General features: G+C 71.9%; 21 protein-coding genes. 7 read left to right on the forward strand and 14 right to left on the reverse strand.

Annotated elements, in window-relative coordinates; all coding sequences use genetic code 11:
- Positions 1–3: 3 nt before the first annotated feature.
- Positions 4–972 carry a sulfotransferase gene (locus AB0J06_RS13185; RefSeq protein WP_357427945.1) on the reverse strand — a complete coding sequence of 323 codons (969 nt, stop codon included), beginning with the start codon at positions 970–972 and terminating at the stop codon, positions 4–6.
- Complete coding sequence (locus AB0J06_RS13190; RefSeq protein WP_357427947.1) at positions 969–2,201, reverse strand: glycosyltransferase; 1,233 nt, start codon at positions 2,199–2,201, stop codon at positions 969–971. The genes AB0J06_RS13185 and AB0J06_RS13190 overlap by 4 nt, the downstream gene beginning before the upstream one ends.
- Before the next feature lie 192 nt (positions 2,202–2,393).
- Between AB0J06_RS13190 and AB0J06_RS13195 the strand changes: the two genes are divergently transcribed.
- Genes AB0J06_RS13195 through AB0J06_RS13205 form a run of 3 tightly spaced genes read left to right on the forward strand, consistent with a single transcriptional unit; the run spans position 2,394 to position 5,615 of the window.
- On the forward strand, positions 2,394–3,341 hold the full coding sequence (locus AB0J06_RS13195) for a hypothetical protein (protein ID WP_357427949.1): 948 nt from the start codon (positions 2,394–2,396) through the stop codon (positions 3,339–3,341).
- Positions 3,334–4,137, forward strand: a complete 804-nt coding sequence (locus AB0J06_RS13200; RefSeq protein WP_357427951.1) for a sulfotransferase — start codon at positions 3,334–3,336, stop codon at positions 4,135–4,137. The genes AB0J06_RS13195 and AB0J06_RS13200 overlap by 8 nt, the downstream gene beginning before the upstream one ends.
- Positions 4,134–5,615 (forward strand): hypothetical protein, encoded by a 1,482-nt coding sequence (locus AB0J06_RS13205; protein ID WP_357427953.1) that lies wholly within the window; start codon positions 4,134–4,136, stop codon positions 5,613–5,615. Before AB0J06_RS13200 ends, AB0J06_RS13205 begins: the two co-directional genes overlap by 4 nt.
- 51 nt (positions 5,616–5,666) lie before the next feature.
- Here the strand turns inward: AB0J06_RS13205 and AB0J06_RS13210 are convergent, their stop codons facing one another.
- Positions 5,667–7,256 (reverse strand): methyl-accepting chemotaxis protein, encoded by a 1,590-nt coding sequence (locus tag AB0J06_RS13210; RefSeq protein WP_357428006.1) that lies wholly within the window; start codon positions 7,254–7,256, stop codon positions 5,667–5,669.
- Between the two features lie 214 nt (positions 7,257–7,470).
- Here AB0J06_RS13210 and AB0J06_RS13215 point away from each other — a divergent pair, with 214 nt between their 5' ends.
- Complete coding sequence (locus tag AB0J06_RS13215; RefSeq protein WP_357427955.1) at positions 7,471–9,366, forward strand: CocE/NonD family hydrolase; 1,896 nt, start codon at positions 7,471–7,473, stop codon at positions 9,364–9,366.
- A gap of 57 nt (positions 9,367–9,423) precedes the next feature.
- On the opposite strand, the gene glpK (AB0J06_RS13220) is transcribed toward AB0J06_RS13215, so the two are convergent.
- The gene (gene glpK / locus AB0J06_RS13220; protein WP_357427957.1) at positions 9,424–10,944 is read right to left on the reverse strand and encodes a glycerol kinase GlpK; all 1,521 of its coding nucleotides are present in this window, start codon (positions 10,942–10,944) and stop codon (positions 9,424–9,426) included.
- A 30-nt stretch (positions 10,945–10,974) separates the two neighbouring features.
- On the reverse strand, positions 10,975–11,808 hold the full coding sequence (locus AB0J06_RS13225) for an MIP/aquaporin family protein (RefSeq protein WP_357427959.1): 834 nt from the start codon (positions 11,806–11,808) through the stop codon (positions 10,975–10,977).
- A gap of 175 nt (positions 11,809–11,983) precedes the next feature.
- Here AB0J06_RS13225 and AB0J06_RS13230 point away from each other — a divergent pair, with 175 nt between their 5' ends.
- Together AB0J06_RS13230 and glpK (AB0J06_RS13235) are read left to right on the forward strand one after the other, a co-directional pair.
- Positions 11,984–12,751, forward strand: a complete 768-nt coding sequence (locus AB0J06_RS13230; RefSeq protein ID WP_357427961.1) for an IclR family transcriptional regulator — start codon at positions 11,984–11,986, stop codon at positions 12,749–12,751.
- A 39-nt stretch (positions 12,752–12,790) separates the two neighbouring features.
- Positions 12,791–14,290: a glycerol kinase GlpK gene (glpK, locus tag AB0J06_RS13235; RefSeq protein WP_357427963.1), complete on the forward strand. Its 1,500-nt coding sequence runs from the start codon at positions 12,791–12,793 to the stop codon at positions 14,288–14,290.
- 107 nt (positions 14,291–14,397) lie between these two features.
- Here the strand turns inward: glpK (AB0J06_RS13235) and AB0J06_RS13240 are convergent, their stop codons facing one another.
- From AB0J06_RS13240 to AB0J06_RS13250, 3 genes are all read right to left on the reverse strand, one after another.
- Positions 14,398–14,979 carry a TlpA disulfide reductase family protein gene (locus AB0J06_RS13240; protein WP_357427965.1) on the reverse strand — a complete coding sequence of 194 codons (582 nt, stop codon included), beginning with the start codon at positions 14,977–14,979 and terminating at the stop codon, positions 14,398–14,400.
- A complete protein-coding gene (locus AB0J06_RS13245) occupies positions 14,976–15,434 on the reverse strand; it encodes a hypothetical protein (RefSeq protein WP_357427967.1) in 459 nt (152 codons plus the stop codon). The genes AB0J06_RS13240 and AB0J06_RS13245 overlap by 4 nt, the downstream gene beginning before the upstream one ends.
- Before the next feature lie 81 nt (positions 15,435–15,515).
- On the reverse strand, positions 15,516–17,561 hold the full coding sequence (locus tag AB0J06_RS13250) for a M6 family metalloprotease domain-containing protein (RefSeq protein ID WP_357427969.1): 2,046 nt from the start codon (positions 17,559–17,561) through the stop codon (positions 15,516–15,518).
- A gap of 327 nt (positions 17,562–17,888) precedes the next feature.
- Here AB0J06_RS13250 and AB0J06_RS13255 point away from each other — a divergent pair, with 327 nt between their 5' ends.
- On the forward strand, positions 17,889–19,121 hold the full coding sequence (locus AB0J06_RS13255; protein ID WP_357427971.1) for a helix-turn-helix domain-containing protein: 1,233 nt from the start codon (positions 17,889–17,891) through the stop codon (positions 19,119–19,121).
- Between the two features lie 74 nt (positions 19,122–19,195).
- On the opposite strand, the gene AB0J06_RS13260 is transcribed toward AB0J06_RS13255, so the two are convergent.
- The 6 genes from AB0J06_RS13260 to AB0J06_RS13285 all read right to left on the reverse strand — a co-directional run bounded on the left by AB0J06_RS13260 (position 19,196) and on the right by AB0J06_RS13285 (position 25,302).
- The gene (locus AB0J06_RS13260) at positions 19,196–20,017 is read right to left on the reverse strand and encodes a MetQ/NlpA family ABC transporter substrate-binding protein (RefSeq protein WP_357427973.1); all 822 of its coding nucleotides are present in this window, start codon (positions 20,015–20,017) and stop codon (positions 19,196–19,198) included.
- Positions 20,018–20,076: 59 nt separating this feature from the next.
- Positions 20,077–20,733 carry a methionine ABC transporter permease gene (locus AB0J06_RS13265; RefSeq protein ID WP_357427975.1) on the reverse strand — a complete coding sequence of 219 codons (657 nt, stop codon included), beginning with the start codon at positions 20,731–20,733 and terminating at the stop codon, positions 20,077–20,079.
- The gene (locus AB0J06_RS13270; RefSeq protein WP_357427977.1) at positions 20,730–21,713 is read right to left on the reverse strand and encodes an ATP-binding cassette domain-containing protein; all 984 of its coding nucleotides are present in this window, start codon (positions 21,711–21,713) and stop codon (positions 20,730–20,732) included. The genes AB0J06_RS13265 and AB0J06_RS13270 overlap by 4 nt, the downstream gene beginning before the upstream one ends.
- A 148-nt stretch (positions 21,714–21,861) precedes the next feature.
- Positions 21,862–22,713: a sulfotransferase gene (locus AB0J06_RS13275; RefSeq protein WP_357427979.1), complete on the reverse strand. Its 852-nt coding sequence runs from the start codon at positions 22,711–22,713 to the stop codon at positions 21,862–21,864.
- Positions 22,710–24,254 carry an oligosaccharide flippase family protein gene (locus tag AB0J06_RS13280; protein ID WP_357427981.1) on the reverse strand — a complete coding sequence of 515 codons (1,545 nt, stop codon included), beginning with the start codon at positions 24,252–24,254 and terminating at the stop codon, positions 22,710–22,712. Before AB0J06_RS13280 ends, AB0J06_RS13275 begins: the two co-directional genes overlap by 4 nt.
- Before the next feature lies 1 nt (position 24,255).
- Entirely contained in the window at positions 24,256–25,302 is a 1,047-nt protein-coding gene (locus AB0J06_RS13285) for a Wzz/FepE/Etk N-terminal domain-containing protein (protein ID WP_357427983.1), read from the reverse strand.
- Between the last annotated feature and the right edge of the window lie 14 nt (positions 25,303–25,316).

Below are 25,316 nucleotides of genomic sequence, written 5' to 3' on the forward strand. Positions count from 1 at the left end.
GGTTCAGCCCTCCTGGGGGTTGGGTCGCCGACCGGACGCCGCGGCGGGGCGCCGCGGCCGGCGTACCGGATAACCGAAACGCCGCACCAGCGGGGCGGCCACCGCCGTCACCACGGTGTACGCGCGCCCCGAGAGCCTGGCCCGCCACTCCGCGTCATCGGTGATCGGCACCGTGCCGACCCGATGCCGGGACGGGTTGCCGGCGACCGAATGCGTGGCAGCCAGCCGGACCACGCCGGGCGCCGGAAACGGGAGCTCGGCCGGGTCCGGCCCCGCGAAGCGCGCGATCCGCCGGGTGACCGCGGCCGGCGCGGCGACGAAGTCCTCGTACCGCACCCGCAGGTACCGCTCCGGTCGGCCCGCCCACAGCCGCAGCGTTGCGCCGTTCCACACCAGCCAGAGCAACGCGGCCTTCCAGACCGGGGGGCGGCTCATCAGCCGGTCGTCCGCCGCGCCGTCCAACCCACGGCGGCGCCGCCAGGAGAAGGCGGTGGCGCGCGGGTCGCGGACCACGTGCAGGACGTAGAGCTCCACGCCGGGGAGGGTGCCGAGCAGCGCGCCGTACGGGGGCAGCTTCGACGAGTCGACGATGACGGCGCCGGTCTCCCCCGCCAGCGCGGCGTACAGCGCGGCGATGACCGCGTCGTCGGGGTGCGCGGCGAGCGCCGGCGCCCCCCGATCGTGCCGGCGCAGCAGTGCGGGGAGGGCGCGCATCCGCAGCCGGGTACGCAGCCCGGCGGCGATCCGCGCCGGAGCGGCCGCGGGGATCTCCGCCATCACCGAGGCCCAGAAGGGGCAGTCGGCGAACCGGACACCGCAGCCGCAGGGACGGTTCTCCGCCACCCCCCGTTGCCACAGGTAGCGCAGCTCCCCCGCCGCGAAGAAACCGTCGAGTTGCCCGAGGACCGTGGTGATCAGCGTGCTGCCGCTCCGGCCGCTGCCCGCGAGGTAGAGCACCCGCACGGCGCTCACCGCGGCGCCCCGGCGAGCGCGTACAGCTCGCGCAGCCCCGTCAGGTGCGCCGCCGGGCTGAAGTCCCGCTCCACCCTGGCCCGGCCCGCGCGCCCCATCGCGTACGCCCGGCCCGGGTCGGCCACCAGCCGGCCGAGCGCCACCGCGAGCGCCGCCGGATCGTCGGCCACGACGATCTCGCCGTCCACCCCGGCGGTGATCAGCTCGGGGAGCCCGCCCAGGTCGGTGCCGACCACCGGCACCCCGCACCCGAACGCCTCCAGCACCGCCATCGGCTGGTTCTCGTGCCATCGCGACGGCACCGCGACCACCGCCGCGGAGCGGATCAACTCGTGCAGCCGGGTCTTGTCGAGCCGGCCGTGGAACCGGATCCGCCCCGGCGCCAGCCGCCGCGCCCGCTCCTCCAACGCCGGCCGGGCCGGGCCGTCCCCGGCGATGTCGACCGGCGCGCCGGCGGGGAGGGCGGCGACCGCCTCGATCAGCAGGTCAACGCCCTTCTCGTGGGAGAGGCGGCCGGCGTAGACCACCCCGCCACCGGGCGTCTCCTTCATCGGCAGCGCCGCCACGTCGACGAAGTGGTTCAGCACGTGCATCCGGTCGGGGAAGACGCCGGCCCGGCCCATCACCCCGGCCAGGAACCGACTCGGGCTGACGAAGACCGCGACCGGGTCGTACGCCCGCAGCGACCGGTGCAGCCACGACTCCACCGCGAGCAGCGCGCTCGGGCCCAGCGCGCCGTCCTTGCAGCGACGCCGCGCCGCCATCAGCGGACCGCCGGTCACGCAGGCGTCACAGAGCTCGCCCTTGTCCAGGAGTTGATAGCTCGGGCAGGCGAGCTTGTAGTCGTGCAGCGTCAGCACGCACGGCACCTTCGCGGCACGCGCCGCGGCCAGCACCGACGGGGAGAGCTGGTGGTAGATGTTGTGCAGGTGCACCACGTCGGGGCGGAAATCGGCGAGCACCCGGGCCAGGCCCCGGCGCCCCGCCGGCGACCAGATCATCCGGCCGGCGGCCGCGGCGCGCGGCCGCAGCCCGCGCGGCGCCGGTTCGAACTCCACATGGGACGGAAAGTGCTCAGCGTACGGAAGCGGCGACTCATTGTGAGGATGGGTCATCCCGAAGTACCCGACCTCGTCGCCCGCCGCCCGTTGCAGCTCCGCGAGGTCCAGCAGGTATCCCTCCGCCCCGCCGCGACGGTAGAGGAACTTGTTGACATGGAGGACACGCATCGGTGTGGAACCTATTCAGCCCTGATCGATCAGTCCAGCTCGCGATCTCCATGTGCCTGAAAGGGTGATCTCCCGGTGGCCGTCCGGGCCGCGGCCTGGCCTTCCACCATCCCCTGTGTATAGCCTGGCTCCGCTGAAGACCTCGCGCGGCTCGGCCGACCCGTCGTCGCCAGCCGCGAGCGAGGAGGAGCAGTGGCCCACGACGACGAGCCCTCCGCCCTCGCCTACACGGCCCGCCGCGTCGCGCGGCACGTGCGATGGGCCCGCACCGAGGGCATCCGCCGGCTGGTCGAGGAGGACCGGCTCGACCCGGTCGAACGGATCGGCACCGCGCTGGCCAAGCGCCGCTGGCGACGCCGGCACGGCGTGCCGCCCGGCACCGCGCTCCCGGTCTACCTGGTCGGCCTGCAGCGCAGCGGCACCAACATGCTGGTCCGCGGGCTGGACACCGCGCCCCAGTTCGAGGTCCGCAACGAGAACGACGCCCAGCTCTTCCACCGCTTCCAGCTCCGCCCCGACGACCGCCTGGTCGAGACGGTCCACCGCAGCCGGCACGCGTACGTGCTGGTCAAACCCCTCTGCGAGACCCACCGGGTGGATCAGCTGCTCGCCCTACCGGGGCTCGCCCCCGGCCGGGCACTGTGGAGCTGGCGGGACGTCGACGACCGCGCCCGCTCCGAGGTCGCCAAGTTCGGCGACGCCAACCTGTCCGCGCTGCGCGCCATCGCCGACGGCACGATCGGCGGCCGGTGGCAGGGGCAGCGCCTCGACGCCGCGACCACGGAGCTGATCCGCGAACTCGACCCCGTCCGGATGGACCCGTACACCGCCGCCGCGCTCTTCTGGTGGGTCCGCAACGCGCTCTTCTTCCGCCTCGCGCTGCACGAACGCGACGACGTGCTGCTCTGTTCGTACGACGCGCTCGTCGCCGACCCGGAGGGGCAGACCCGGCGGCTCTGCGCGTTCCTCGACTTCCCCTACCAGCCGCGGCTCTGCGCGCACATCACCCGGCGGGCGCCGCAGCGCCGCCCCCTGGCGATCGACCCGCGGGTCCGTACCCTGTGCGACGAGCTGACCGCGCGCCTGGACGCGGCCGCCACCCGCCCGGCGCCCCGCGTGGAGAAGATGGTCCGTGACTGAAGCCCAGCTTGAACGCCAGCACGTCGACGGCGAGCGGCCGGCGCCGATCTTTCTGGTCGGCTGCCAGCGCTCCGGCACCACGATGCTCCGGCTGGTGCTCGACTCGCATTCGCGGATCAGCTGCGGCCCGGAGACCCGCTTCCTCACCGACCTGGAGCGCATCGTCGGCCGGGACTGGGAACGGCTGGCCCGCTTCGGCTTGCCGCAGGAGGAATGGCTGCGCCGCATCGCCGACTTCTTCGGCGGCATCCACGAGGAGTACGCGCGCGGCCGCGGCAAGACCCGGTGGGCCGACAAGACGCCGCTCTACGCCATGTCGCTGGACTTCGTGACCCGCGTCTTCCCCGACGCGCAGATCGTGCACGTCATCCGCGACGGCCGCGACGTGGTGGTGTCGCACCGCAAACGGTTCGGCTACTGGTCGGCGGTGAAGTGCGTGGTGAAGTGGCCCCGCTACATCCGCACCGCCCGCGCGGTGGGGCGCACGCTCCCGGCCGACCGCTACTACGAGCTCCGCTACGAGGAGACCGTGACCGATCCGGAGAAGGCGATGCGCGGTCTCTTCGAATTCCTCGGCGAACCCTGGGAGGCGGGCATCCTGGAATACGACGACAAGCAGCACGACGTGGCCCGGAAATACACCACGGAAGCGGAGAAGCGGCGCGCGGCGGCGGGCACCGACGCCCCGATCTACGGCTCGCGGGTCGGCACGTACCGCCGCGAACTCGATCCGTTCCTCCGGCTGCTGGTGCGGATCTTCTCCGGCGGCATGCTGCGCGAGTTGGGGTACCGATGAGGCGACCGACCAGGCTGCGGGCCGTGCTGCTCGCCGCCGTCACCGCCGCAGCCGTTTTCACCTCGACCGCCTGCACCGGCGGTGGCCGACCGGCGCCGACCCCCACCCGTCCCTCCCCCGCGACGAGCGCCCCGGGCAGCGCCGCGCCGCCGCTCTCCGCCGCGGGCGGCACCGCCAACCCGTTCGGCGCGCACTGGGACTGGTCGCGCTACGACCAGTTCACCCCCTACCTGCGCAAACTCGCCGGCTCCGCGACCTACCACGAGCTGAGCTGGTGTGACGTCGAGAAGACCCGGGGCCGCCCGGACTGGGCGGGCGTCGACCAGGTGGCGAAGCGCAGCAAAGAACTGGGCATCACGCTCAACCTGAAGATCCGCATCGGGGTCTGCTGGGCCACCGGCGGTACCGCCCAGTACACCCGCGGCGAGGCCAACAAGACCGAGTCGGCGATGCCCCGCGACCTCGCCACCTACCAGGCGTTCGTCCGGGCTCTGGTGGCGCGCTACTCCCCCTACGGGGTGCGGCAGTACGCCATCGAGAACGAGGTCAACGCGGAGCAGTACTGGGCCGGCAGCCCCGAGGACTACACGCGGCTCGTGCGGTCGGCCGCCGAGGCGATCCACGCCGCGGACCCGCAGGCACGCGTCGTCGACTCCGGCATCAGCAGCGTGGCGTACGGGTTCGGGATGGTCGACCACCTGCTCCAGGCGGGACGCACCGCCGAGGCGATCGCCGCGTACCGGGCGTACTTCGCGCGCCGCATCGGCACGCGCGGGCAGAAGATCCCGGCGGTCGGCGACGCCAGCCAGCTGGAGAAGGCGCTCGCCAACGAGACGAACGCGCGGAACCTCGCCTTCCTCGCCGCCACCGAGCGGCTGCTCGACGACGGCGTGGTCCAACTCCGGCAACTGCACTTCTACGAGCACTTCAGCGCCGTGCCCGCGCTGGTCGGCTACCTCAAGGCGCAGACCCCGGCCGGGGTGCCCGTGGAGGCGTGGGAGGTCGGCCAGTTCTGGCGCGACGGCGACGGGGACGCGGCCAGCCGGGCCGGCGAGATGGTCAAGGTGGTCGCACAGTTGATCGCCGGCGGCGTACGCCAGGTGATGTGGCTGCCGCTCGCCTACAGCCCCGGCAACCGGGCGGGGGCCGAGGTGCGCTACGGCCTGCTCGACCCGGACGGCACCGAGCGGGAGGCCGGCCGGATGCTGGCGAGCCTGGTCGGGGCGGCGCGGGAGGCCACCGTCACGCCGATCGCCACGGGTCGGCTCACCGGCGTGGCGTTCGAGCGCTCCGGCGCGACCACGGTCGTCGTGTGGTCGGCCTCCGGCGCGACGGTGACCGTGGCGTCCGGGCCGGGGTTGCGCAGCGCCGCTGTCGGCGCCCCGCTGAAGGCCGCCGGCACCGTCACCGTCGCCGACACCCCGGTGCTGCTCGCCGGCGACGGCACCGCCGCGCAGGTGCTCTCCGGGGTCCGCTGACCACATCGCGCACCGGCGGCGGCGATCCGCCCGATACCGCCAGGGCCAGCCTCAGAAACGGAACCTGGCCACCAGGGACTGCAGCTGTCCCGACACCTCGGACAACTCGTTCGCCGCCCGCTGCGATTCGCCGACCGACTCCGTTGTCGCCCTGGCGGCGGAGGCCACCCCGCCGATGCTCGCGGCGATCTGCCCCGACCCGGCGGCTGCTTCGGCGACGCTGCGGTTCATCTCGTTCGTCGTGGCGGTCTGCTCCTCCACGGCCGCGGCGGTGGTCAGCTGATAGTCGTTGATCTGGCCGATGACCCGGGAGACGTCGGCGATGGCCGCCACCGCGCTGTTGGTGTCCGCCTGGATCGCCTCGACGCGACGGGAGATGTCCTCCGTCGCCCGTGCCGTCTCCTGCGAGAGCTCCTTGACCTCGTTGGCGACGACCGCGAACCCCTTGCCCGCGTCGCCCGCCCGCGCCGCCTCGATCGTGGCGTTCAGCGCCAGCAGGTTGGTCTGCGCGGCGATCGAGGTGATGACCTTCACGACGTCACCGATCATGCGGCTGGACTCGCCGAGCCGCGTCACGGTCGCGGTGGTCGCCTCCGCGGCGCTCACCGCACGGCCCGCGACCGTCGCCGCCTGGTGGGCGTTCTGCGCGATGTCCCGCATCGAGCCGCCCATCTGCTGCGAGCCCGCCGCGACGGACTGCACGTTGCGCGACACCTCCTCCGCCGCACCCGCGACGACCTCCGCCTGTGCCGAGGACTCCCGCGCTCCATCGGCGATCCGGCCGGAGAGGCCACCGATCCGGTCGCTGATCGAGGTGAGCCCCGCGGTGCTTCGACCGAACGCCGTCATCACCTCGCCGACCGCCGCCAGCGCGGTGTTCATCGAGCGCGCCATGCGACCCATCTCATCGTCCGACGTCACAGTCAGCCGCCGGGTCAGGTCACCGTCGGCGACAGCCGCCAGCACCGCACCCGCGTCGGCCAGCGGGCGGGTGATGCCGCGGGTGAGCCGCCAGGCCACCAGGACGGCGAACACGGTCGCCAGCGCGCACATCACGAGCATGATGACGAGGAAGCCGTCGGCGATCCCCCGGGCCTGCGCCGTCTCCGTACGGTTCATCGCCTCCTCCAGGTCGATGAACCTGTTGATCGCGGCAAGCCACTCGACGAACAGCGGCTTCACCTGCCCCAGCACCGTCGATGCCTGGTTCATGTCGCCCGCCATCCGCAGGGTGACCACCTGGTCGATCAGGGGCAGCGCGGCCTGCTCGATCCGCTGGATCTCGGCGAGCGCGGCGCGCTCGTCCTGGCTCACCTTGGCCGCGTCGGCGAAGATCGCGGCCATCTTGCTCGCCGACTCGGCGTACGTGTCGGCCAGTCGCTTGATGTCCTCGATGTCGCGCTCGGCGTCCTTCGGCGCCGGCGCCAGCACGACGTCACGCAGGCTGATCGCGCGGTCGTGCACGCTGCCGCGGAAGTTGATCGCGTAGCGCTGCTTCACACTGTTGAGGTCGTTGATGACGGTCAGCCGGCTGCCGATCTCGTCGACCCGGGACACGCCGACGGCGGTCAGCACGAGCATGTTGAGCACGACCACGAGGAACCCGAGGCCGAGCCGACGGCTGATGGTGAGCTTGGACATCTTCACGGCGGGTCCCTTGTAAGGCGGCACGAGAGCGGGATACCGCCCTCCTCCTTGTGACCATCGGTGAGCGGGCGGACGAGGTGAGCGGAATCGGGGGTACGCCGCCGGGTTAGACGTCGAACCGCGGCCGGGCACATTCCGACACGTGCACCTAGTCGCGGGCGGCCACGCTTCATAGCCTGTGCACACCCCCAGATTTCGAGGAGTGTGCATGGGTCGCATCGGCAGACTATGGAGCGTCGGGCTCGCCCTGCTCCCGGTGGCGGCGGTCGCCGTACTGGGCGCGGCGCCGTCGGCGCTCGCCGCGCAGGACGCACCGTCGGTCGTCATCCGGGACGGGGTCACCCAACCCGTCTTCGGCTACGCCGACGCCATCCGGGAGCGGCTATTCATCGACTCCACCTTCGACAGCGACAACGACGGGCTGCGCGACGTCATCGCGTTCGACGTGATGCGGCCCCGCGCCACCGCCGACGGACTCAAGGTGCCCGTCGTGATGGACGCCAGCCCCTACTACTCGACGGTGTGCCGGGGCAACGAGGCGGAGTGCAAGGCCGACCTCGACGGCGACGGCCTGCTCGACAGGTGGCCGCTCTTCTACGACAACTACTTCGTGCCACGCGGCTACGCGGTGATCCTGCTCGACATGGTCGGCACCAGCAACTCCACCGGCTGCCCGACCACCAACGCCAACGAGGACAACCTCAGCGCCAAGCAGGCGATCAACTGGCTCAACGGCCGGGCGGTGGCGCGCAACGCCGCCGGCCGGGCGGTGAAGGCCGACTGGCACAACGGCAAGACCGGCATGATCGGTAAGTCGTACGACGGCTCGCTCGCCATGGCCACGGCGGTGACCGGCGTACCGGGCCTGACCACGGTGGTGCCGATCGGCGGCCCGACCGAGTACTACGACTACGTGCGCAGCAACGGCGTGGTGACCCGCGGCAACGACTACACCTCGTACCTGGCCAACGTGGTCACCAACCCGGACCGGCGCGCCTACTGCAAGCCGGTCCGCGACGACCTGGCGGCCAACGACGGCGACGAGCACGGCGACTACACCGCCTTCTGGAACGAGCGCAGCTACGTCAAGAAGGTCCCCAACATGACGGCGAGCGTTTTCCTCGTGCACGGGATCAACGACGACAACGTGCGGCCGGACCACATGAGCAAGTTCTGGTACGCGCTCGCCGAGCAGAACGTGCCGCGCAAGATGTGGCTGGCGCAGGAGGGGCACGTCGACCCGTTCGACTTCCGCCGCACCGCCTGGGTGCCGACCCTGCACCGGTGGTTCGACTTCTGGTTGCAGGGCATCCAGAACGGGATCATGGACGAGCCGCGGGTCGACGTCGAACGCGCCGCCGACGTGTGGCAGACGTACGCGGACTGGCCGGTGCCCGGCAAGGCCGACACGGAGGTCTTCCTCCAGCCGAACGCGAACGGCGCGGGCGGGCTCGGCCTGGTGCCGGTGGCGAAGCCGACGACCCAGTCGTTGCAGGACAGCCCCACGCAGAGCCAGAACACGATGATCCTCAACCCGGACACCGTCCAGCCGAACCGGCTGGCCTACCTGTCCGCGCCGCTGACCGCGCCACTGCACATCTCCGGCACACCGGTGGTGAAGCTGCGCGCCTCGGCCGACCAGACCGACACCAACCTCGGCGCGATCCTGGTCGACTACGGCGCCGCCGAGCGGGTCGCGCACCGGGCGTCGGGCGAGGGCATCATCACGCTCGCCACCGAGGACTGCTGGGGCGAGAGCAGCCCGACCGACAACGGCTGCTACAAGCAGACCCAGAAGCGGGTCGCCACCGCCGACTACGAACTGGTCACCAAGGGCGTCATGGACGCGCAGAACCGGCAGTCGCTGCGCACCCCCGCGCCGCTGGCGCCCGGTCAGTCGTACAACTTCGACTTCCCGCTGCTCCCCGAGGACTACGTCTTCCAGCCCGGTCACCGGATCGGCGTGATCATCGTGGCCAGCTACCCGCAGTACTCCAGCCAGGCCGACCAGACCCGGGCCACGATCGCGCTGGCGCTCAAGACCAGCCGCATCGTCCTGCCGGTCGTGGGCGGGACCTCCGCCGCGCACGCCGCCGGGCTCTGACCCGAAACGCCGGTGGCGGCTCCCGCGTCGGGAACCGCCACCGGTGGTGCGCTCAGGTCAGCCGTCGACGTCGACCCAGTCCAGCGTCCGCTGCACCGCCTTCTTCCACTTGGCGTAGCCTTCCTCGCGCTGCTCCTCCGACCAGGTCGGCTGCCAGCGCTCCCGCTCGTTCCAGTTGGCCCGCAGCTCGTCGGTGGACTTCCAGAACCCCACCGCGAGCCCGGCCCCGTACGCCGCGCCCAGCGCCGTCGTCTCGGCGCAGACCGGCCGGCTCACCGGCACACCGAGGACGTCGGCCTGGATCTGCATGCAGAGGTTGTTGGCGGTCACCCCGCCGTCCACCTTGAGCACGTCGAGGGTGACCCCGGAGTCCTTCGCCATCGCCTCGGTGACGTCCCGCGTCTGGTAACAGATCGCTTCCAGCGTCGCCCGCGCCAGGTGGGCGTTGGTGTTGTAGCGGGACAGCCCGACGATCGCGCCGCGGGCGTCGGAGCGCCAGTACGGCGCGAACAGCCCGGAGAACGCCGGCACGAAGTAGACCCCGCCGCTGTCCTCCACCTGCGCGGCCAGCGCCTCGCTCTGCGCCGCCTCCCGGATGATGCCCAACTGGTCACGGAGCCACTGCACCGCCGACCCGGTGACCGCGATGGAGCCTTCGAGGGCGTAGACCGGGGCCTCGGAGCCGAACTGATAGCAGACGGTGGTGAGCAGCCCGGCGCGCGACCGCACGATCTCGGTGCCGGTGTTGAGCAGCATGAAATTGCCCGTGCCGTAGGTGTTTTTCGCCTCGCCCGGCGCGAAGCAGACCTGACCCACCGTGGCCGCCTGCTGGTCACCGAGGATCGCGGTGAGCGGCACCTCGCCGGCGAGCGGGCCGGTGGGCAGCGTGGTGCCGTACCGGTCGGGATCGGACGAGGGCCGGATCTGCGGCAGCATCGCCCGCGGGATGTTGAAGAACGACAGCAGCTCGTCGTCCCAGTCGAGGGTTTCCAGGTTCATCAGCATGGTGCGGCTGGCGTTAGTGACGTCGGTGACGTGCACGCCGCCGTCGGTGCCGCCGGTGAGGTTCCACATCAGCCAGCTGTCGGTGTTACCGAAGATCGCCTCGCCCTTTTCGGCGGCCTCGCGTACGCCGTCGACGTTCTCCAGGATCCACTGCACCTTGCCGCCGGAGAAATAGGTGGCCGGCGGGAGGCCGGCCTTCTGCCGGATGACGTCACCGCGCCCGTCCCGGTCCAGCAGCGCGGCGATCTGGTCGGTGCGGGTGTCCTGCCAGACGATGGCGTTGTAGTAGGGGCGTCCGGTGCGGCGGTTCCACACCACCGTGGTTTCCCGCTGGTTGGTGATGCCCAACGCGGCGAGGTCGGCGGCGTTCAGCCCGTGCGCGTTCATCGCGGTCCGGATCACCGCCGAGGTGCGTTCCCAGATCTCCAGCGGGTTGTGCTCGACCCACCCCGCACGGGGCAGGATCTGCTGGTGTTCGAGCTGGTGGCGGCCGACCTCGTTGCCGCCATGGTCGAAGATCATGAAACGGGTGCTCGTGGTGCCCTGGTCTACCGCGCCGACGAAGTCAGCCATCCGCGTCTCCTGTCTCGAATGTGGTCGGTGTCAGACCTTGACCGGCTCGGTCTCGGCGGGGGTGGGCACGCGGCCCGGCTCGGGCGGCTCGTCGGCGGGGAGGAAGCGGCCGATCAACGCCTGGTAGAGGCCGGCGCCGAGCACGCCGCCGAGCAGCGGACCGACGATCGGCACCCAGAAGTAGAGGCCACCGTACTGGTCCCGGAACGCCGTGTCGTAGCCGGTCAGGAAGGACGCCAGGCGGGGACCGAAGTCACGGGCCGGGTTGATCGCGTAGCCGGCGTTGGTGCCCCACGCCATGCCGATCGCGACGACGAGCAGACCGATGACGACCGGGGCGAGGTTGGCCGCCGGTGGCGAGTTGCGCATATCGGTGAGGGCGAGAATGACGAAGAGCAGGATGGCGGTGCCGATGATCTGGTCGCGCAGCCCGCCCCACTGCCCCACCGGCAACTCGCCGTTGCCCGGCAGGGTGGAGAAGACGCCCTGGGTCTTGATGGTGTGGCCGGGGTCCACCTTGGCCAGCACCTCGCTGTAGTTCCAGCGGACGATCAGCGCGGCGACGAAGGCGCCGGCGGTCTGGGCGAGCGTGTAGGGCAGCACCTTGCGCCAGGAAAAGCCTTTGAAGACCGCGAGTGCCACGGTCACCGCGGGGTTGAGGTGGGCGCCGCTGATCCGGGCGGCGACATAGACGCCGAGTACGACGCCGAAGCCCCACGCCCAGGCGATGCTGTCGTGGTCGCCGATGCCGCCGGCCACCACCTGGGCCACCACCCCCACCCCGAACAGGATGAGGATCATCGTGCCGGCGAACTCCGCCGCCAGTTCGCCGAGAAGTCCGGGGAGTTTCACGCGCTGGGTCATGCTTCCTCCTGGGTGCCGGGTGTGACGTGGGCGGGTGTCCTCTCGGAACGTGACGACCGCGTGACGGACGTCGCAGGTGGGTGAACCGTAGGAAACGTGAAATCGACAGTCAACGAACCCCGGTCGACAATGTCGAACACTGTTGCCGCACCCCGAACCGGGTTAGCATGCGCGCGTGCCTGGCCAGGTCCAGTCCATCGCCCGCGCCGCCGCCATCCTCCGCCTACTGGCCAGCAGCTCCGGCCGGCTCGGCGTCGGCGAGATCGCGCGCTCCCTCGACCTGGCCAAGGGGACCGCCCACGGCATCGTGCGCACCCTGCAGGACGTCGGCTTCGTGGAGCAGGACGAGACCTCCGGCAAATACCAGCTCGGCGCCGCGTTGCTGCATCTGGGCACCAGCTACCTCGATGTCAACGACCTGCGCTCACGCTCCATCAACTGGGCCGACCCGCTCGCCTCCCGCACCGGTGAAGCCGTGCGCATCGGCACCCTGCTGGAGGGGAAGGTCCTCGTCGTCCACCACGTCTTCCGCCCCGACGACACCCTCCAGACGCTCGACGTGGGCGCGCTGCTGCCGCCGCACGCCACCGCGCTGGGCAAGGTGCTCCTCGCGTACGACGCGGGGCACTCGGCGGCCATCCTTGCCGGTGACCTGGCGCCGTACACCCGGCGCACGCTGGTCACCCCGCGGGCGCTCGGTCGCGCGTTCGCCGCGATCCGGGAGGCCGGCTGGGGCGCGGAGATCGAGGAGATGACCGTCGGCGAGGCGGGCCTCGCCGCACCGATCCGGGGGTACGGCGGCCTCGTCGTCGGCGCCATCGGCATCACCGGCCCGGTGGAACGCCTCTGCGACTCCAACCGCAGGCCCGACCCGGGGCTCGTGGCGCACGTGCGCGACGCCGCCCGCGCCGTCTCCCGCGACCTCGGCGCCGCACGATGGTGAACACCCCGATCCGCCCGCCGTTCCCGAGGAGCACATCCCATGGTTGACCGCTATGTGGTCGCGATCGACCAGGGCACCACCTCGACCCGGTGCATCGTCTTCGACCGTCGGGGGCAACTCGTCTCCGTCGCCCAACGCGAGCACCAGCAGCACTTCCCCCGCCCCGGCTGGGTCGAACACGACGCCACCGAGATCTGGCGCAACGTCGAACGGGTCGTGCCCCGGGCGCTGGCCCAGGCCGGCATCGACGCCGGGCAGGTGGCGGCCGTCGGCATCGCCAACCAACGCGAAACCACCCTCGTCTGGGACCGGCGGACCGGACGGCCCGTCGGCCGCGCGATCGTCTGGCAGGACACCCGCACCGACACACTCGTCGAGCAACTGGCCCACTCCCCCGGCGCCGAGGACGTCCAGCGCCGTTGCGGGCTGCCGCTCGCCACGTACTTCACCGGCCCCAAGCTGCGCTGGCTGCTCGACCACACGCCCGGGCTGGCCGCGCGGGCCGAACGCGGTGAGGTCCTCTTCGGCACCATGGAGAGCTGGCTGATCTGGAACCTCACCGGCGGGCTGCACATCACCGACGTGACCAACGCCAGCCGGACCATGTTGATGGACCTCAACACGCTCGCCTGGTCCCCCGAGTCGCTGGCGTTCTTCGGCATCCCGCCCGCCATGCTCCCCGAGATCCGCTCCTCCGCCGAGGTCTACGGCACCATCCGCGCGGTGCTGCCGGGCGTCCGTCTCGCCGCCGCGCTCGGCGACCAGCAGGCCGCACTCTTCGGGCAGACCTGCTTCACCCCGGGCGAAGCGAAATGCACCTACGGCACCGGCAGCTTCCTGCTGCTCAACACCGGGGCGGCCCCGGTCCGCTCCGCGCACGGCCTGCTCAGCACCGTCGCGTACCGCATCGAGGACCAACCGGCGGTCTACGCCCTCGAAGGCTCCATCGCGATCACCGGCTCGCTGGTGCAGTGGTTCCGCGACCAGCTCGGTCTGATCAGCACGGCGCCGGAGATCGAGACCCTGGCCCGCTCCGTCGACGACAACGGCGGCTGCTACATCGTGCCGGCGTTCTCCGGGCTCTTCGCCCCGCACTGGCGCAGCGAGGCCCGCGGCGTGATCGTCGGCCTCACCTCGTACATCACCAAGGGGCACCTGGCCCGCGCCGTGCTGGAGGCGACCGGCTGGCAGACGCGCGAGGTGGTCGACGCGATGAACGCGGACTCCGGGCTGACCCTCCGGACGCTCAATGTGGACGGTGGGATGACCTCCGACAACCTGCTGATGCAGTTCATCGCCGACGTGCTCGACGTGCCGGTGGTCCGCCCGATGGTCGCCGAGACCGTGTCGCTCGGCGCGGCGTACGCGGCGGGGTTGGCCGTCGGCTACTGGCCGGACCTGCGGGGTTTGCGGCAGAACTGGCACCGGGCGGCGCAGTGGCTGCCGGACATGGACCCGGCGACCCGCGCCACGGAGTACGACAACTGGCGGCGCGCGGTGGAGCGCACCTTCGACTGGATCAAACAACCCTCCACCTGACCGCCCCTCGGGCGGGCGTGGCCGCACAACGTCGGGGGAAAGAGTGGTCTCCGCGCCGCGCGAAGCGACCATTTCCCCGATGTCGTATGGATCGTGCGGGACGCGCGTCAGGAGGCCAGCGCGAGGGCGCGCAGCTGGGTGTCGAGGGTGGGCGCGTCGACGCCGCCGGGCCAGCCGCGCAGCAGCCGCCCACCCTTGCTGATCAGCACCACGCCGGGCGGCTCCCGCATCGCGTACGCGCGCCAGACCGTCATCGATCCGTCGATCGCGACCGGGTGTTCCACGCCGTGCTCGCGCAGGTAGCGGTCCAGCGCGGCCGGCTCCTCGTCGCCGGCGACGCCCACGAAGACCACCCGATCCTGATGGCTCCGGGCCAGGGCGCTCAGCGCCTGCTCGCGGTCGGCGCAGATCGTGCACCAGGAGGCGACGAAGGTGAGGACGACCGGCCGGTCGGCCCAGAGCGTCGCGACGTCCACCCGCGTGCCGTCGGTGAGCGTCGCGGTGAACGTCGGTGCGGCCGGGGCCGAGGCGGGCGGCTGCCGGAGCGCGAGGTCGGCGGGGACCGGACCCGGCAGGGTCGCAGTGCCGCCCGCGGGTGGGTCCGCCGCACGCCGCTCGTCCCCGCCGGAGGTGCAGCCACCGAGCGCGAAAGCCGCGACCAGCAACAACGCGAGCGCACGCCGTCTCACGGGACCACCGCCACGAGGGCTGGGCCTTCGACGTTCCGCCGGTCGGCGGTCAGCTCGATCGGCGGCCGGTCGTCGATGACGAGCCGGTAGCTGCCGCGCTCCGGGACCTCGACGGGGATGGCGAAGGCGCAGTACGTCGGGATCCGCTCCACCTCCAGGTCCTCCTCGAACGCCGGCACCGCCGTGCCGGCGGGGAGCTGACCCCGGTGCAGCACCGCACCCTCGCCGTCCACGAGCTGGTACGAGGCGGAGCGGTGCACGTGGACGTAGGGACCCGTTCCCGCGCACTCGACGCCCGCCGGCCGGAGGTTGATGTCCCGGACGAGGAGCCGGACCGTCATCGGCGACGCCGCCGGGGCGGCAGCGCCGCAGCCGGTGACGACCAGAGCGGTGCTCAGGCCGGCCGCGATCAGCAGCGCGGTGATCCCCGCGGACGGGGCATCGTGTCGGGGCATCGGTCCTCCCACAGGTGAACCCGGGGCCTCCGGCGGATTCGGCGTATCCGCCGGAGGCACCGGGCAGTTCGGCCGGTCAGCTCACTTCTCGACCCGGCACTGCTTGGTGACGGTCTTCGTCGGGTCGCTCTCCGAGGTCGCGGTGAGCTTGACGAAGCCGGTCGGCGCCGCGGCGGCGGTCGCCGCGACGGAGACCTTGACCGGGACGGAGCGCCCGAACTTCGCCGTCGCCAACTCGTTCGGCACGGCGACGCTCCAGCCCTTGCCGGCGACCTCGGCGGAGAGCCGGTAGACGTCGGACCTGAGGTAGGCGCTGACGTTCTCCGGGTGGGCCTGGCCGCCGGCCGAGTAGGTGCCGGTGTTGGCCAGGTCGAAGGAGCACGAGACCCCGCGGTTGGTCGGCTTGCCGCCGCCGGTCACCTCGCCCTTGGAGAGCGCGACGCCGTGCGTGCTGGGGCCGCCGGCGCCGTCCAGCGACCGGACCGCGACGGTGTACGACAGGACGCCGTCGCCGTCACGCTTCAGGTCGATGATGTAGAAGTGCAGGCGGTTGGCCTGGTCGACGTATTCGTACTGGCTGCCCGAACGCGCCCCCGCGTGGAAGAGCGCGTCCGACAACTGCCGGTAGTCGCCCATCGTGATCTTCTGCGGCGTGCCGTCCGGGCGATAGAAGTCGATCATGTCGATGTCCTGCGGGTTGGCGTCGACCACCCACTGGAACGGCGCGCTGTCGACGTTCTTGGTCTTGCTGACCAGCACGCCGGCATCCGGGGTGAACGAGTCCGCGCCCATCCGGTCGACCACCTCGACCGTGTAGTTGTTGAAGTTGCCGCCGTCGCAGAGCGGCTCGGCGCTGGTGTCACAGGCCGGGGAGAGGTCCTTGTTGAGCGCGATGTTGACCCCGGTCAGGCCGCCCCGCCCGGCGTCCACGGCACGCGCGGTCACCTCGGCGACCACCATCCCGGACGAGGCGAGCGCCTCCCGCGACAGACGCAGCACGTGCTCCTCACCGATCAGCCCGATCTTCATCTTGTCGCGCAGCGTGTGCAACGAGCCCATCGAGCCACCGTTGACCGGCGGGATCTGCCACCGGGTGTGCGGGCCGCCCGGACCATTGAACGACCCACGCGACATCATGCTCCAGATGCCGGTGTACGCCCGACGCAGTGGCGTCCCGTACGGGTTGTTGTAGTTGTCGCCGATGGTCAGCAGATGGCTCAGCTCGTGGGCGTAGACGCCCATGCCGGAGCTCTCCGCCTGGGTCGATGAGCCCCCGCCGGCGTTCGGCCAGATGGTGGCCGCCGCCTTCCACGACGTCCACTCGACGTACCGGGTCTTCGCCCAGTTCGGCAGGGCGGGGTCGGGCGGCCCCCAGGCGTCCGGCACGTCCTCCTTGTTCTGGAACATCATCTGCCCGAACTCCTGCCAGGTCGACGACTCGTCCTGGCCGGCGGAGAGAATGAAGACCAGCTCGTACTGGTTGGCGACCTCGTCACCGACGGCCGCGCGCCAGGCGCCGAGCCCGTCGGTGCGGATGTTCTTCGCGCAGGCCTCGCCGGTCGGGCAGGCGCCCGGGTTGAAGCCGTTGTCGATGCCGTACTGATAGGACTTGGCGGGCATGGTGTACGGCCCGAAGCCGGTGAGGTCGACGCCGTACCGGCCGTTGGAGTCCTGCATCCAGTACTCGTGCAGGGTGTGCCCCTTGTTCAGGGTGTTCGGCGTGTTCAGGAAGTCCTTGTAGAACGTGGCGACCTGGTCGCGCGGAACGTTGGCGGCGGTGGCCTGCGGGTTGCCGAAGACCGTCGAGCGGGCCCGCTGGGTGATGACGAAGGGCTGGTCGGCGTAGTCGAGGGTGACCAGCGCGATCCTGAAGTTGCGAACCGAGCCGGCGACGGCGGGGTCGGCCCAGTTCCTGTTCGGCACGGCCTTGTAGTCGTTCCACGTCATGGCGTCGGGGTTCTGCCAGTTCTGCGGATCGAGCACCTGGAAGGGGGCGGTCCCGCCGGCCGGGTTGCCCGGTGCGGCGTACGCGGGCGCCGTCGCGCCGGAGACGACCACCGCGGCGGCGACCGCGGCCGTCAACATCGACCGCCGCACACGCGACCGCCTGGCGATGACAAGGTGCATCGGGTCACCTCTCGTTGGGGGTAATGCGGCGCGACCGCGTCGCCGGTCACGGGTGGGCGCGCCGTGGGGGCGAATCTATGGGCCGGCCGGCGTGTGGTCACCGTGCAGATGTCGGCAGGTTCGGCGGACGCTTGCGACACCTGAAGGAGCGGCGTCCGGGCCGACGACGGGACGTGACCGGGGACCGGAACCGGGTCTTCTTTGGACAGATGCCGAATCCCGCGGGGCGTCGGCTGAACTTCTGTCGAATGGGATCTTGCGCTGCGGCACCGGATCGGCAGAGGGTAAGGGCTGACACACGACCGAGTCCTTCCGGGAAAGGACGCGATGCAGGGCGAGCTGCAGCACATCGTCGACGCCGTCGCGGCACGGGTCGGCCGACCGGCGTTGATCGAGGACCGGCGCCAGCGCGTCGTGGTCTACAGCGGGCACACCGAGCCGATGGACACGGTGCGACGCGCGTCCATCCTGAGCCGCCAGACCAGCCCGGAGGTGGTGGCCTGGTTCCGCCGCGCCGGCATCATGGCGGCCCGCACCCCCGTACGGACCCCCGGCTGCGCCGAACTCGGGCTGCTCCCCCGGGTCTGCCTGCCGGTCCGCCACGACGACCTGCTGCTCGGCTTCGTCTGGTTCATCGACGCCGGCGGCACGATGACCGACGACGACATCACGACGGCGACCGACGCCACCTCGGATCTGGCGCTGGCGCTCTACCGGGAGACCCTGCTCGGCGAGCTCGCCTCGCAACGCGAGTCCGAGGCGGCCCGCACCCTGCTCGTCGAGGGTCCGGCCACCCGGTCACACGCGGTGCGCGCACTGCTCGAGGAGGGTGTCGTCGCCGGCGACGGACCGACCACCGCGCTGGTCGCGCAGCTCGTCACAGCGCCGGGCGGGGCCCCCGACGACGTCGCCCGGATCGCGCTGGAGCAGGCGCTCGTGCACACCCGGCGCTGGATCGGCCCGCGCGCCGCCCTGCATCTGGTCCGCCACGACCACGGCACGCTGCTGCTCTGCGCACCCCGGGGAGCCGGGCGACCGGGCCCCGAGGCGGTCGCCACGCATCTCGACGCCGCGCTGTGCCACGCCACCCGCGGGCTCGACTCGGTCACCCGGACGGTCGTGGGGATCGGACAGACGCGGCCGCGACTGGCCGAGGGGGTGCGCTCGTACGACGAGGCGGTGCAGTCGGCCCGGGTCGCCGTCCAGCTGCCCGCACTGGGTCGGGTCGTCTCCTGGTCCCGCCTCGGCGTCTACCGGGTGCTGTCCCGGCTCGAGGGGGAGCACCTGGACGTGGCGGGGGTGCATCCGGGGTTGGCGCGGCTGCTGCGCGACGAGGCCAACCGGGTGCTGCTGGAGACCCTGGAGGCCTACCTCGATCTGGCCGGCAACGCGCACGCGACCGCGGAACGTCTGCGACTGCACCGCACCACGCTCTACTACCGGCTGCAGCGGCTGGAGCAGCTCGCCGAGACGGACCTCAAGGACGGCAACGAGCGGCTCTGTCTGCACCTGGCGCTGAAGCTGGGGCGACTCACCGGCGACTATCAGCCGCCGCGGTGAACGGCAGAGCCCGCCCGGATCGCCGGGCGGGCTCGTGCCGGCCCGGTGAGCCGGGCCGGCACGGAACGCGTGGATCAGTACGCGGCGAGCACGGAGCCCTTGTACTTGTCGTCGATGAACGCCTTCACCTGGGCCGAGTGGAGCAGCTTCTCCAGCTTGACCACGCGCGGGTCGTTCTCGGTGCCGGTACGGACCACGACCAGGTTGGCGTACGGGTTGCCCTCCCCGGTCTCCAGCGCGAGCGCGTCCTTGGACGGGGTGAACCCGGTCTGGATGGCGTAGTTGCCGTTGACCACCGAGAGGGCGGCGTCGTCGAGGCTGCGCGGCAGCTGGGCCGCCTCCAGCTCCTTGATCTTCAGGTTCTTCGGGTTCTGCGCGATGTCCCGCTGCGTCGCGTTGACCCCGGCGCCGTCCTTCAGGGTGATCAGACCCTTGCTGGCGAGCAGGTTGAGCGCGCGACCCGAGTTGGACGGGTCGTTGGGGATCGCCACGACCGCGCCGTCGGGGACGTCGGCGATGTTCTTGATCGTCTTGGAGTAGACGCCGAGCGGCTCGATGTGCACGGGCTTGAGGGCGGTGAACTTGTAGCCCTTCGAGCCGATCTCCTCGTCCAGGTACGGCTTGTGCTGGAAGTAGTTGGCGTCCAGCTGCTTGTCCTGCAGGGCGACGTTGGGCTGCACGTAGTCGTTGAACTCGGTGATCTCGAGCTTCAGGCCCTCGGCCGCGGCGAGGTTGTCCTTGACGTACTTGAGGATCTCGCCGTGGGGCACCGGGCTGACGCCGATCTTGAGCGGCGCGTCGGGCGACGAGCTGGCCGCGCCGGTGTCCGACCCGCAGGCGGCGAGTCCGACGACGAGGGCGGCCGCGGCGAGGGTGGCGGTAAAGGTGCGACGCACGAGTGTTTCCCTTTCGTTGGTGCTGAGTTTGTTGGTACCGCGTAGCGGTGGAACGAGGCTTATTTGTGGGACAGGCGCCGGGCGACGAGGTCCCCCAGCATCTGGACGAGCTGCACGAAGACCACGAGGGCGACGACGGTCGCGATCATGACCTCGTTCTCGAAGCGCTGGTAGCCGTACCGGATGGCCAGGTCGCCGAGGCCGCCGCCGCCAACCACGCCGGCCATCGCCGAATAGCCGACCAGCGCCACGACGGTGATGGTCAGCCCGGCCACCAGGCCGGGACGGGCCTCCCGGAGCAGGACCTTGACGACGATCTCCCAACGGGACGCCCCCATCGCCGTCGCCGCCGCCACCACGTCCCGGTCGACCTCGCGGATCGCGGTCTCGACAACGCGGGCGAAGAACGGAATGGCGGCGACGGTGAGCGGCACGATCGCCGCGTCGGTGCCGATGGTGGTCCCGACGAGCGCCCGGGTGACCGGGATGATCGCCACCAGCAGGATGATGAACGGCAGCGACCGGCCGACGTTGACGATCAGGCCGAGCACGGCGTGCACCGGCCACGCGGCGAGCAGGCCGTCCCGGTCGGTGAGGATCAGCAGCACGCCGACGAGCAGCCCGCCGACGGCGGTGAGCGCGGTGGAGACGGCGAGCATGTAGAGCGTTTCGCGCGCGCCGTCCCAGAGCAGGGGCGCGATCTCGGTCCAGGTCATCGGGGAACCTCCACGATCAGGCCGAGCTCGCGAAGCTGGCGCAGCGGCGCCTCGTCGGCGGCGCGGGGGCCGCGCAGCGCGAGGCGCAGCCGGCCGACCGGGCCGCCGGCCAACTCCTCGATCGAGCCGGCGAGGATGCGGACGTCGAGGTCGTGGTCACGGGCGAGCGCGGAGATGAACGAGTGGTCCGCGTCGTCGCCGGCGACGGTGACGTCGACCACCGTGGCGTCCGACAGCTCCGGCACCGGGCCGAGCCGGAAGAGCTCGCGGGCCAGTTCGGAGCCGGGTCGGCGGACCAGGTCGGTGACCGGCCCGGACTCGATGATCCGTCCCTCACGCATGATGGCCGCGGAGTCACAGATCCGCTTGACCACCTCCATCTCGTGCGTGATCAGGAGGATGGTCAGTCCGAGCCGCTGGCTGAGGTCGCGCAGCAGGGTGAGGATCGAGCCGGTCGTCTCCGGGTCCAGCGCGGAGGTGGCCTCGTCGGAGAGGAGCACCCTGGGTCGCCCGGCGAGCGCCCGGGCGATGCCGACCCGCTGCTTCTGCCCGCCGGAGAGCTGGGCCGGATAGGCCCCGGCCCGGTCGCTGAGGCCGACCAGTTCGAGTAGCTCCGCGACCCGCGCGGCGCGCTCCCGACGCGGCATCCCCATGACTTCCAGCTGGAAGGCCACATTTCCGGCGGCGGTGCGGGAGCTGAGCAGGGCGAAGTGCTGGTGGATCATCCCGATCCCCTGCCGTGCCTCGCGCAGCCGGCCCCGGCGCAACGAGGCGAGTTCCACCCCGTCGACCGTGACCGTGCCCGCATCGGGGCGCTCGAGCAGATTGACGCAGCGCAGCAGGGTGCTCTTGCCGGCGCCACTGCGGCCGAGCACACCGAACACCTCACCGTCGCGGACGGTGAGGTCGACGCCGTCGACCGCGGTCACCTGGCGGCGCCGGGCACGGTAGGTCTTGCGAAGTCCCTGAATCTGGATCACAGCGGTATCCCGAGGGGCAGACGATGCGGCAAGCCTCTAACCCTGCGCCGTCACAGCGTGATTTCCCAAGGCGCTGTGAGTGACGACACATACTAGATCGGGTTAGTAGGCATTGACTCCGGAGAGTACGCGCCCGGACAACCAGACGTTACGTCCGGGGCAGCGCCGCCGGCCAGGTCCGCGACCAGCCGAGCAGTTCGGCGAGGCGGTCGTTGTGCGGGGCGAAGTGCGCGGCCAGGTCGGCACGGAGCGCCCCGGTCAGCGCCGACGGCCCCTGGTCCACCCGCCGGGTGTGCCGGGCGAACCCGGCCGGCGTGAACGGCTCCAGGTCGAGGAAGCGCAGAATCTCGCCGTAGACGGCGGCGGGGTCCGCGTAGAGGTCCTCGCTGCGCAGCACGAGCAGCCGCTCGCGCGGCACGTGCGTGAGCCAGCGCTCCACCTGCTCGGCGTAGCGTCCGCGGGCGAGGTAGGAGTGGTTGCGCAACGCGGCGTGCGCGGCCCGGGTCTCCGGGCCGCGGCGCAGCGCCGCCGCGAGCCGCGCGGGCTCCGCGGCGAGCGCGTCGGCAAAGGCGAGCGGCTCCGCGCCGTACGAGCGGCTGTGCAGGTAGTGCGAGTAGGCCCGCTCGACCGGGTCGCGCAGCAGCGCGATGAACCGCCCCCCGGGCAGGGTCGCCGCGACGCGGGCCGGCACGGCGGGGTGGAAGAGGTAGTAGGGGCTCGCCTCGAAGCTGCGCCGCCCGGGCACGGCCGACGGGAAGTGCCCCCGGTACCAGCGCTGTCCGCGTCCATAGTGGAGGCTGAAGAACTGGAGCTCCTTGCCGCTCGCCACCCGTACCTGCGGATGGTCCGCCAGGTAATGGTGCAGCGACGTGGTGCCGCAGCGCTGACCGCCGATGACGAGGAAATCCGGCAGCGCCCCGGGTGCCAGCCAGCGACCCCACGCGCGGGCGCCCCGCACCGTGCGGCGCAACCGGTCGACCGCCACCCGACGGCCGGTCACGGGGCCACCGCCGCGGCCGCGTCGCGCCCGCGCCGCCGGACCAGCGTGCGCAGCACCATCACGTCCTCCCGGCTCAGCCCGAGGGCGAGCAGCACACCGAGATACACCACGACAACGGCCACCAGCCCGGCGCCGATCTCGGCGAGCCAGCCCGACGCCAGCCACCGCACGGCGAAGCCGGCCACCAGGGCGAGCGCCCCGGCGACCAGCCCCTTCAGCATGCCGACGGTGACCGGCACCGCCCGGACCAGGGCACGCACCTGCAGGACCCGCGCCACGTTGACCGCCGCCAGCGACACCGCCCACGCGACGGCCGCGCCGACGATGCCGTACGCGGGGATCAGCCAGAGGTTGAGCAACACGTTGAGCACGAGCGCGGCCAGGTTGTCGGCCATGTTGACCACCACCCGGCCGGACATGTTGAGCAGCGTGCCGCACGGACCGGTCGCCGCGTTCACCAACTGGCCGACCGCGAGGATCACCGTCACCGCCGCGCCGGCGGCGAAGCCACCCCCGAAGAGCCGCAACAGGTGCTCGGGAAAGACCAGCAGCACCACGAAGGCCGGCAGCGACAGCCGGACCACCCACCCGGTCGCGGCGCGGTAGATCCGCCGCACGTCGTCCATCCGCCCCTGATGGTGCAGCGAGGCGAGGTACGGCCCGAACGCGGCGTTGATCGGCGCCAGCACGAAGATGGCGACCGTGACCAACCGGGTGGCCACGTTGTAGACGCCGATGTCGTCGGTGGCGTACACGCCGAGCAGCAGCGTGTCGACCCAGATCAGCCCGGTCGAGGAGAGCGATGACACCCAGCTCACGGTGGAGAAGGTGAAGAGCTGCCGGGGCCGGAAGACCGGCGTCGCCGGGGCGACCCGGCGCAGCAGCCGCCACAGCGCGGCGAGGGCGAGCGCCCCCGCGGACCAGGCCGCGACGACAAGCGCCCAGTACGCGCCGGTCACCCCCGCACCGCCGGCGAGCGCCAGCGCGGTGAGGGCGAGCCGGCACCCCGGCTCGTAGAGCTGCCCGATCAGCGTGAACGGCCGCTGCGTGCGCCAGCCCCGGGTCGCCGCGAGCGCCGCCTCGCAGACCGTCGAGGCGGGCAGGGTCAGCGCCATCAGCCGCAGGCCGGTGGTGAGCTGCGGGTCGTGCAGCAGCTCCGCGAGGCGTGGCGCGGCGACGGCGAGCGCGGCGCCGATCAGTGCCGACGAGCCCGCCGAGATGGCCAGTCCGAGCCGGATGGTGCCCCGGATGGCAGCCGGGTCGTCGTCGGCGAGCTGCACCGCGACGAAGCGGGTCAGCCCGGCCCGGAATCCGGCGAGGGAGAGGAGCCCGAGCAGGGCGAGCACGGCGTAGCACTGGGCGTAGCGACCGACCTCGGTGATGCCGAGCACCCGGGCCAGCAGCAGCATGATCACGAAGACCGCCGCCTGGCTGAGCAGGGCGCCGATCAGGTTCAGCCCACCGCCGCGGGCCATCCCCCGTACGTGCCGGTCGCCGGAGTCGGCCGACGACGTCGCCGGCTCGGCCGTCTCCGCCGTCACCTCATCGGCCCGCGGTCGTGGCGTTCTGCTGCGCCTGCGTGCGCGGCGCGGGCACAACGGCGCCGGGCGTGGCGTCGGGAGCAGCGTCGGCGGTCTGTGCGGAGCGGGCGGTCCCGCCCCGGTTGCGGGAGACGAGTTCCAGCAGCGCGACGAGGAGCACCGCGATCAGCACCCCCGCACCACCGACCGGAACCGCCGTGCTGACCAGCGTGCTCACCCGGGAGACCGGAGCGGCCGCGCTGACGCTGGTCACCTGGGTGGAGTCCGCCGCCTGATTCTGCGCGCGGGCCGCCTGCATCCCCTCCCGCGCCTTCGCCAGGGCGCTCGTCGCGCTGTCCCGCTGGGCGAGCAGCGCCTGGTACTCCGGCAGCTTCGGGCCGATCGTGTCGAGCCGCTTCTGCAGCTCGACGATCACCGCGCCGGCGGCCGCGGCGCCCCGCGTGTTGCCGACCGCCTGCATCGCGAGCTGCTGCTGCCGCAGGCTGGCCAGCTCGTTGAGGGTCGCCTGGTAGAGCTTGTCCGCCTGGGAGACCTTGTTCGCCTTCTCCCAGGCGCTGATCGCCTCGGTCGCCGCGGTCACGTCGCCGCTCGCCGTCTTCACCTCCTGGCTGGCGATCCCGACCTGCGAGGCGAAGAGGAACGTCAGCGCGTGCCGGGCGGTGGCCGACAGCACCGGCGTGACCGTGTCGCGCTCCGTGCTGCTGTACCGGACCTCGATCTGACTGCTCGCGCCGACCTGGGTGACCTTCAACCCGTCGCGGAGCGCGCCGGCGGCGACCCCGGTCTCGGCCGAGACCTGCTCGACCACCTTCGGCGAGGTGGCCGCCGCGCCGAACGCCGCGACGAACTGGTTCGCCGCCTGGATGCCGGTGTACTGCTGCGCGGCGGCGCCCCCGACGAGCGCGGGCGCGGCCACGTAGGCGGTGCCCGTGTACTGCTGCGGCGCGAGCAGCACCACGGCCGCCGCGGCGCCGGTCGCGACGACCGGCACGCCCACCAGCACCCAGAATCGCCGCCGGGCGACCCGCAGGTAGTCGACGATCTCCACGCTTGCGCTCCCCA

The organism is Micromonospora sp. NPDC049679 (assembly GCF_040659735.1).
GTDB lineage: Bacteria > Actinomycetota > Actinomycetes > Mycobacteriales > Micromonosporaceae > Micromonospora_I.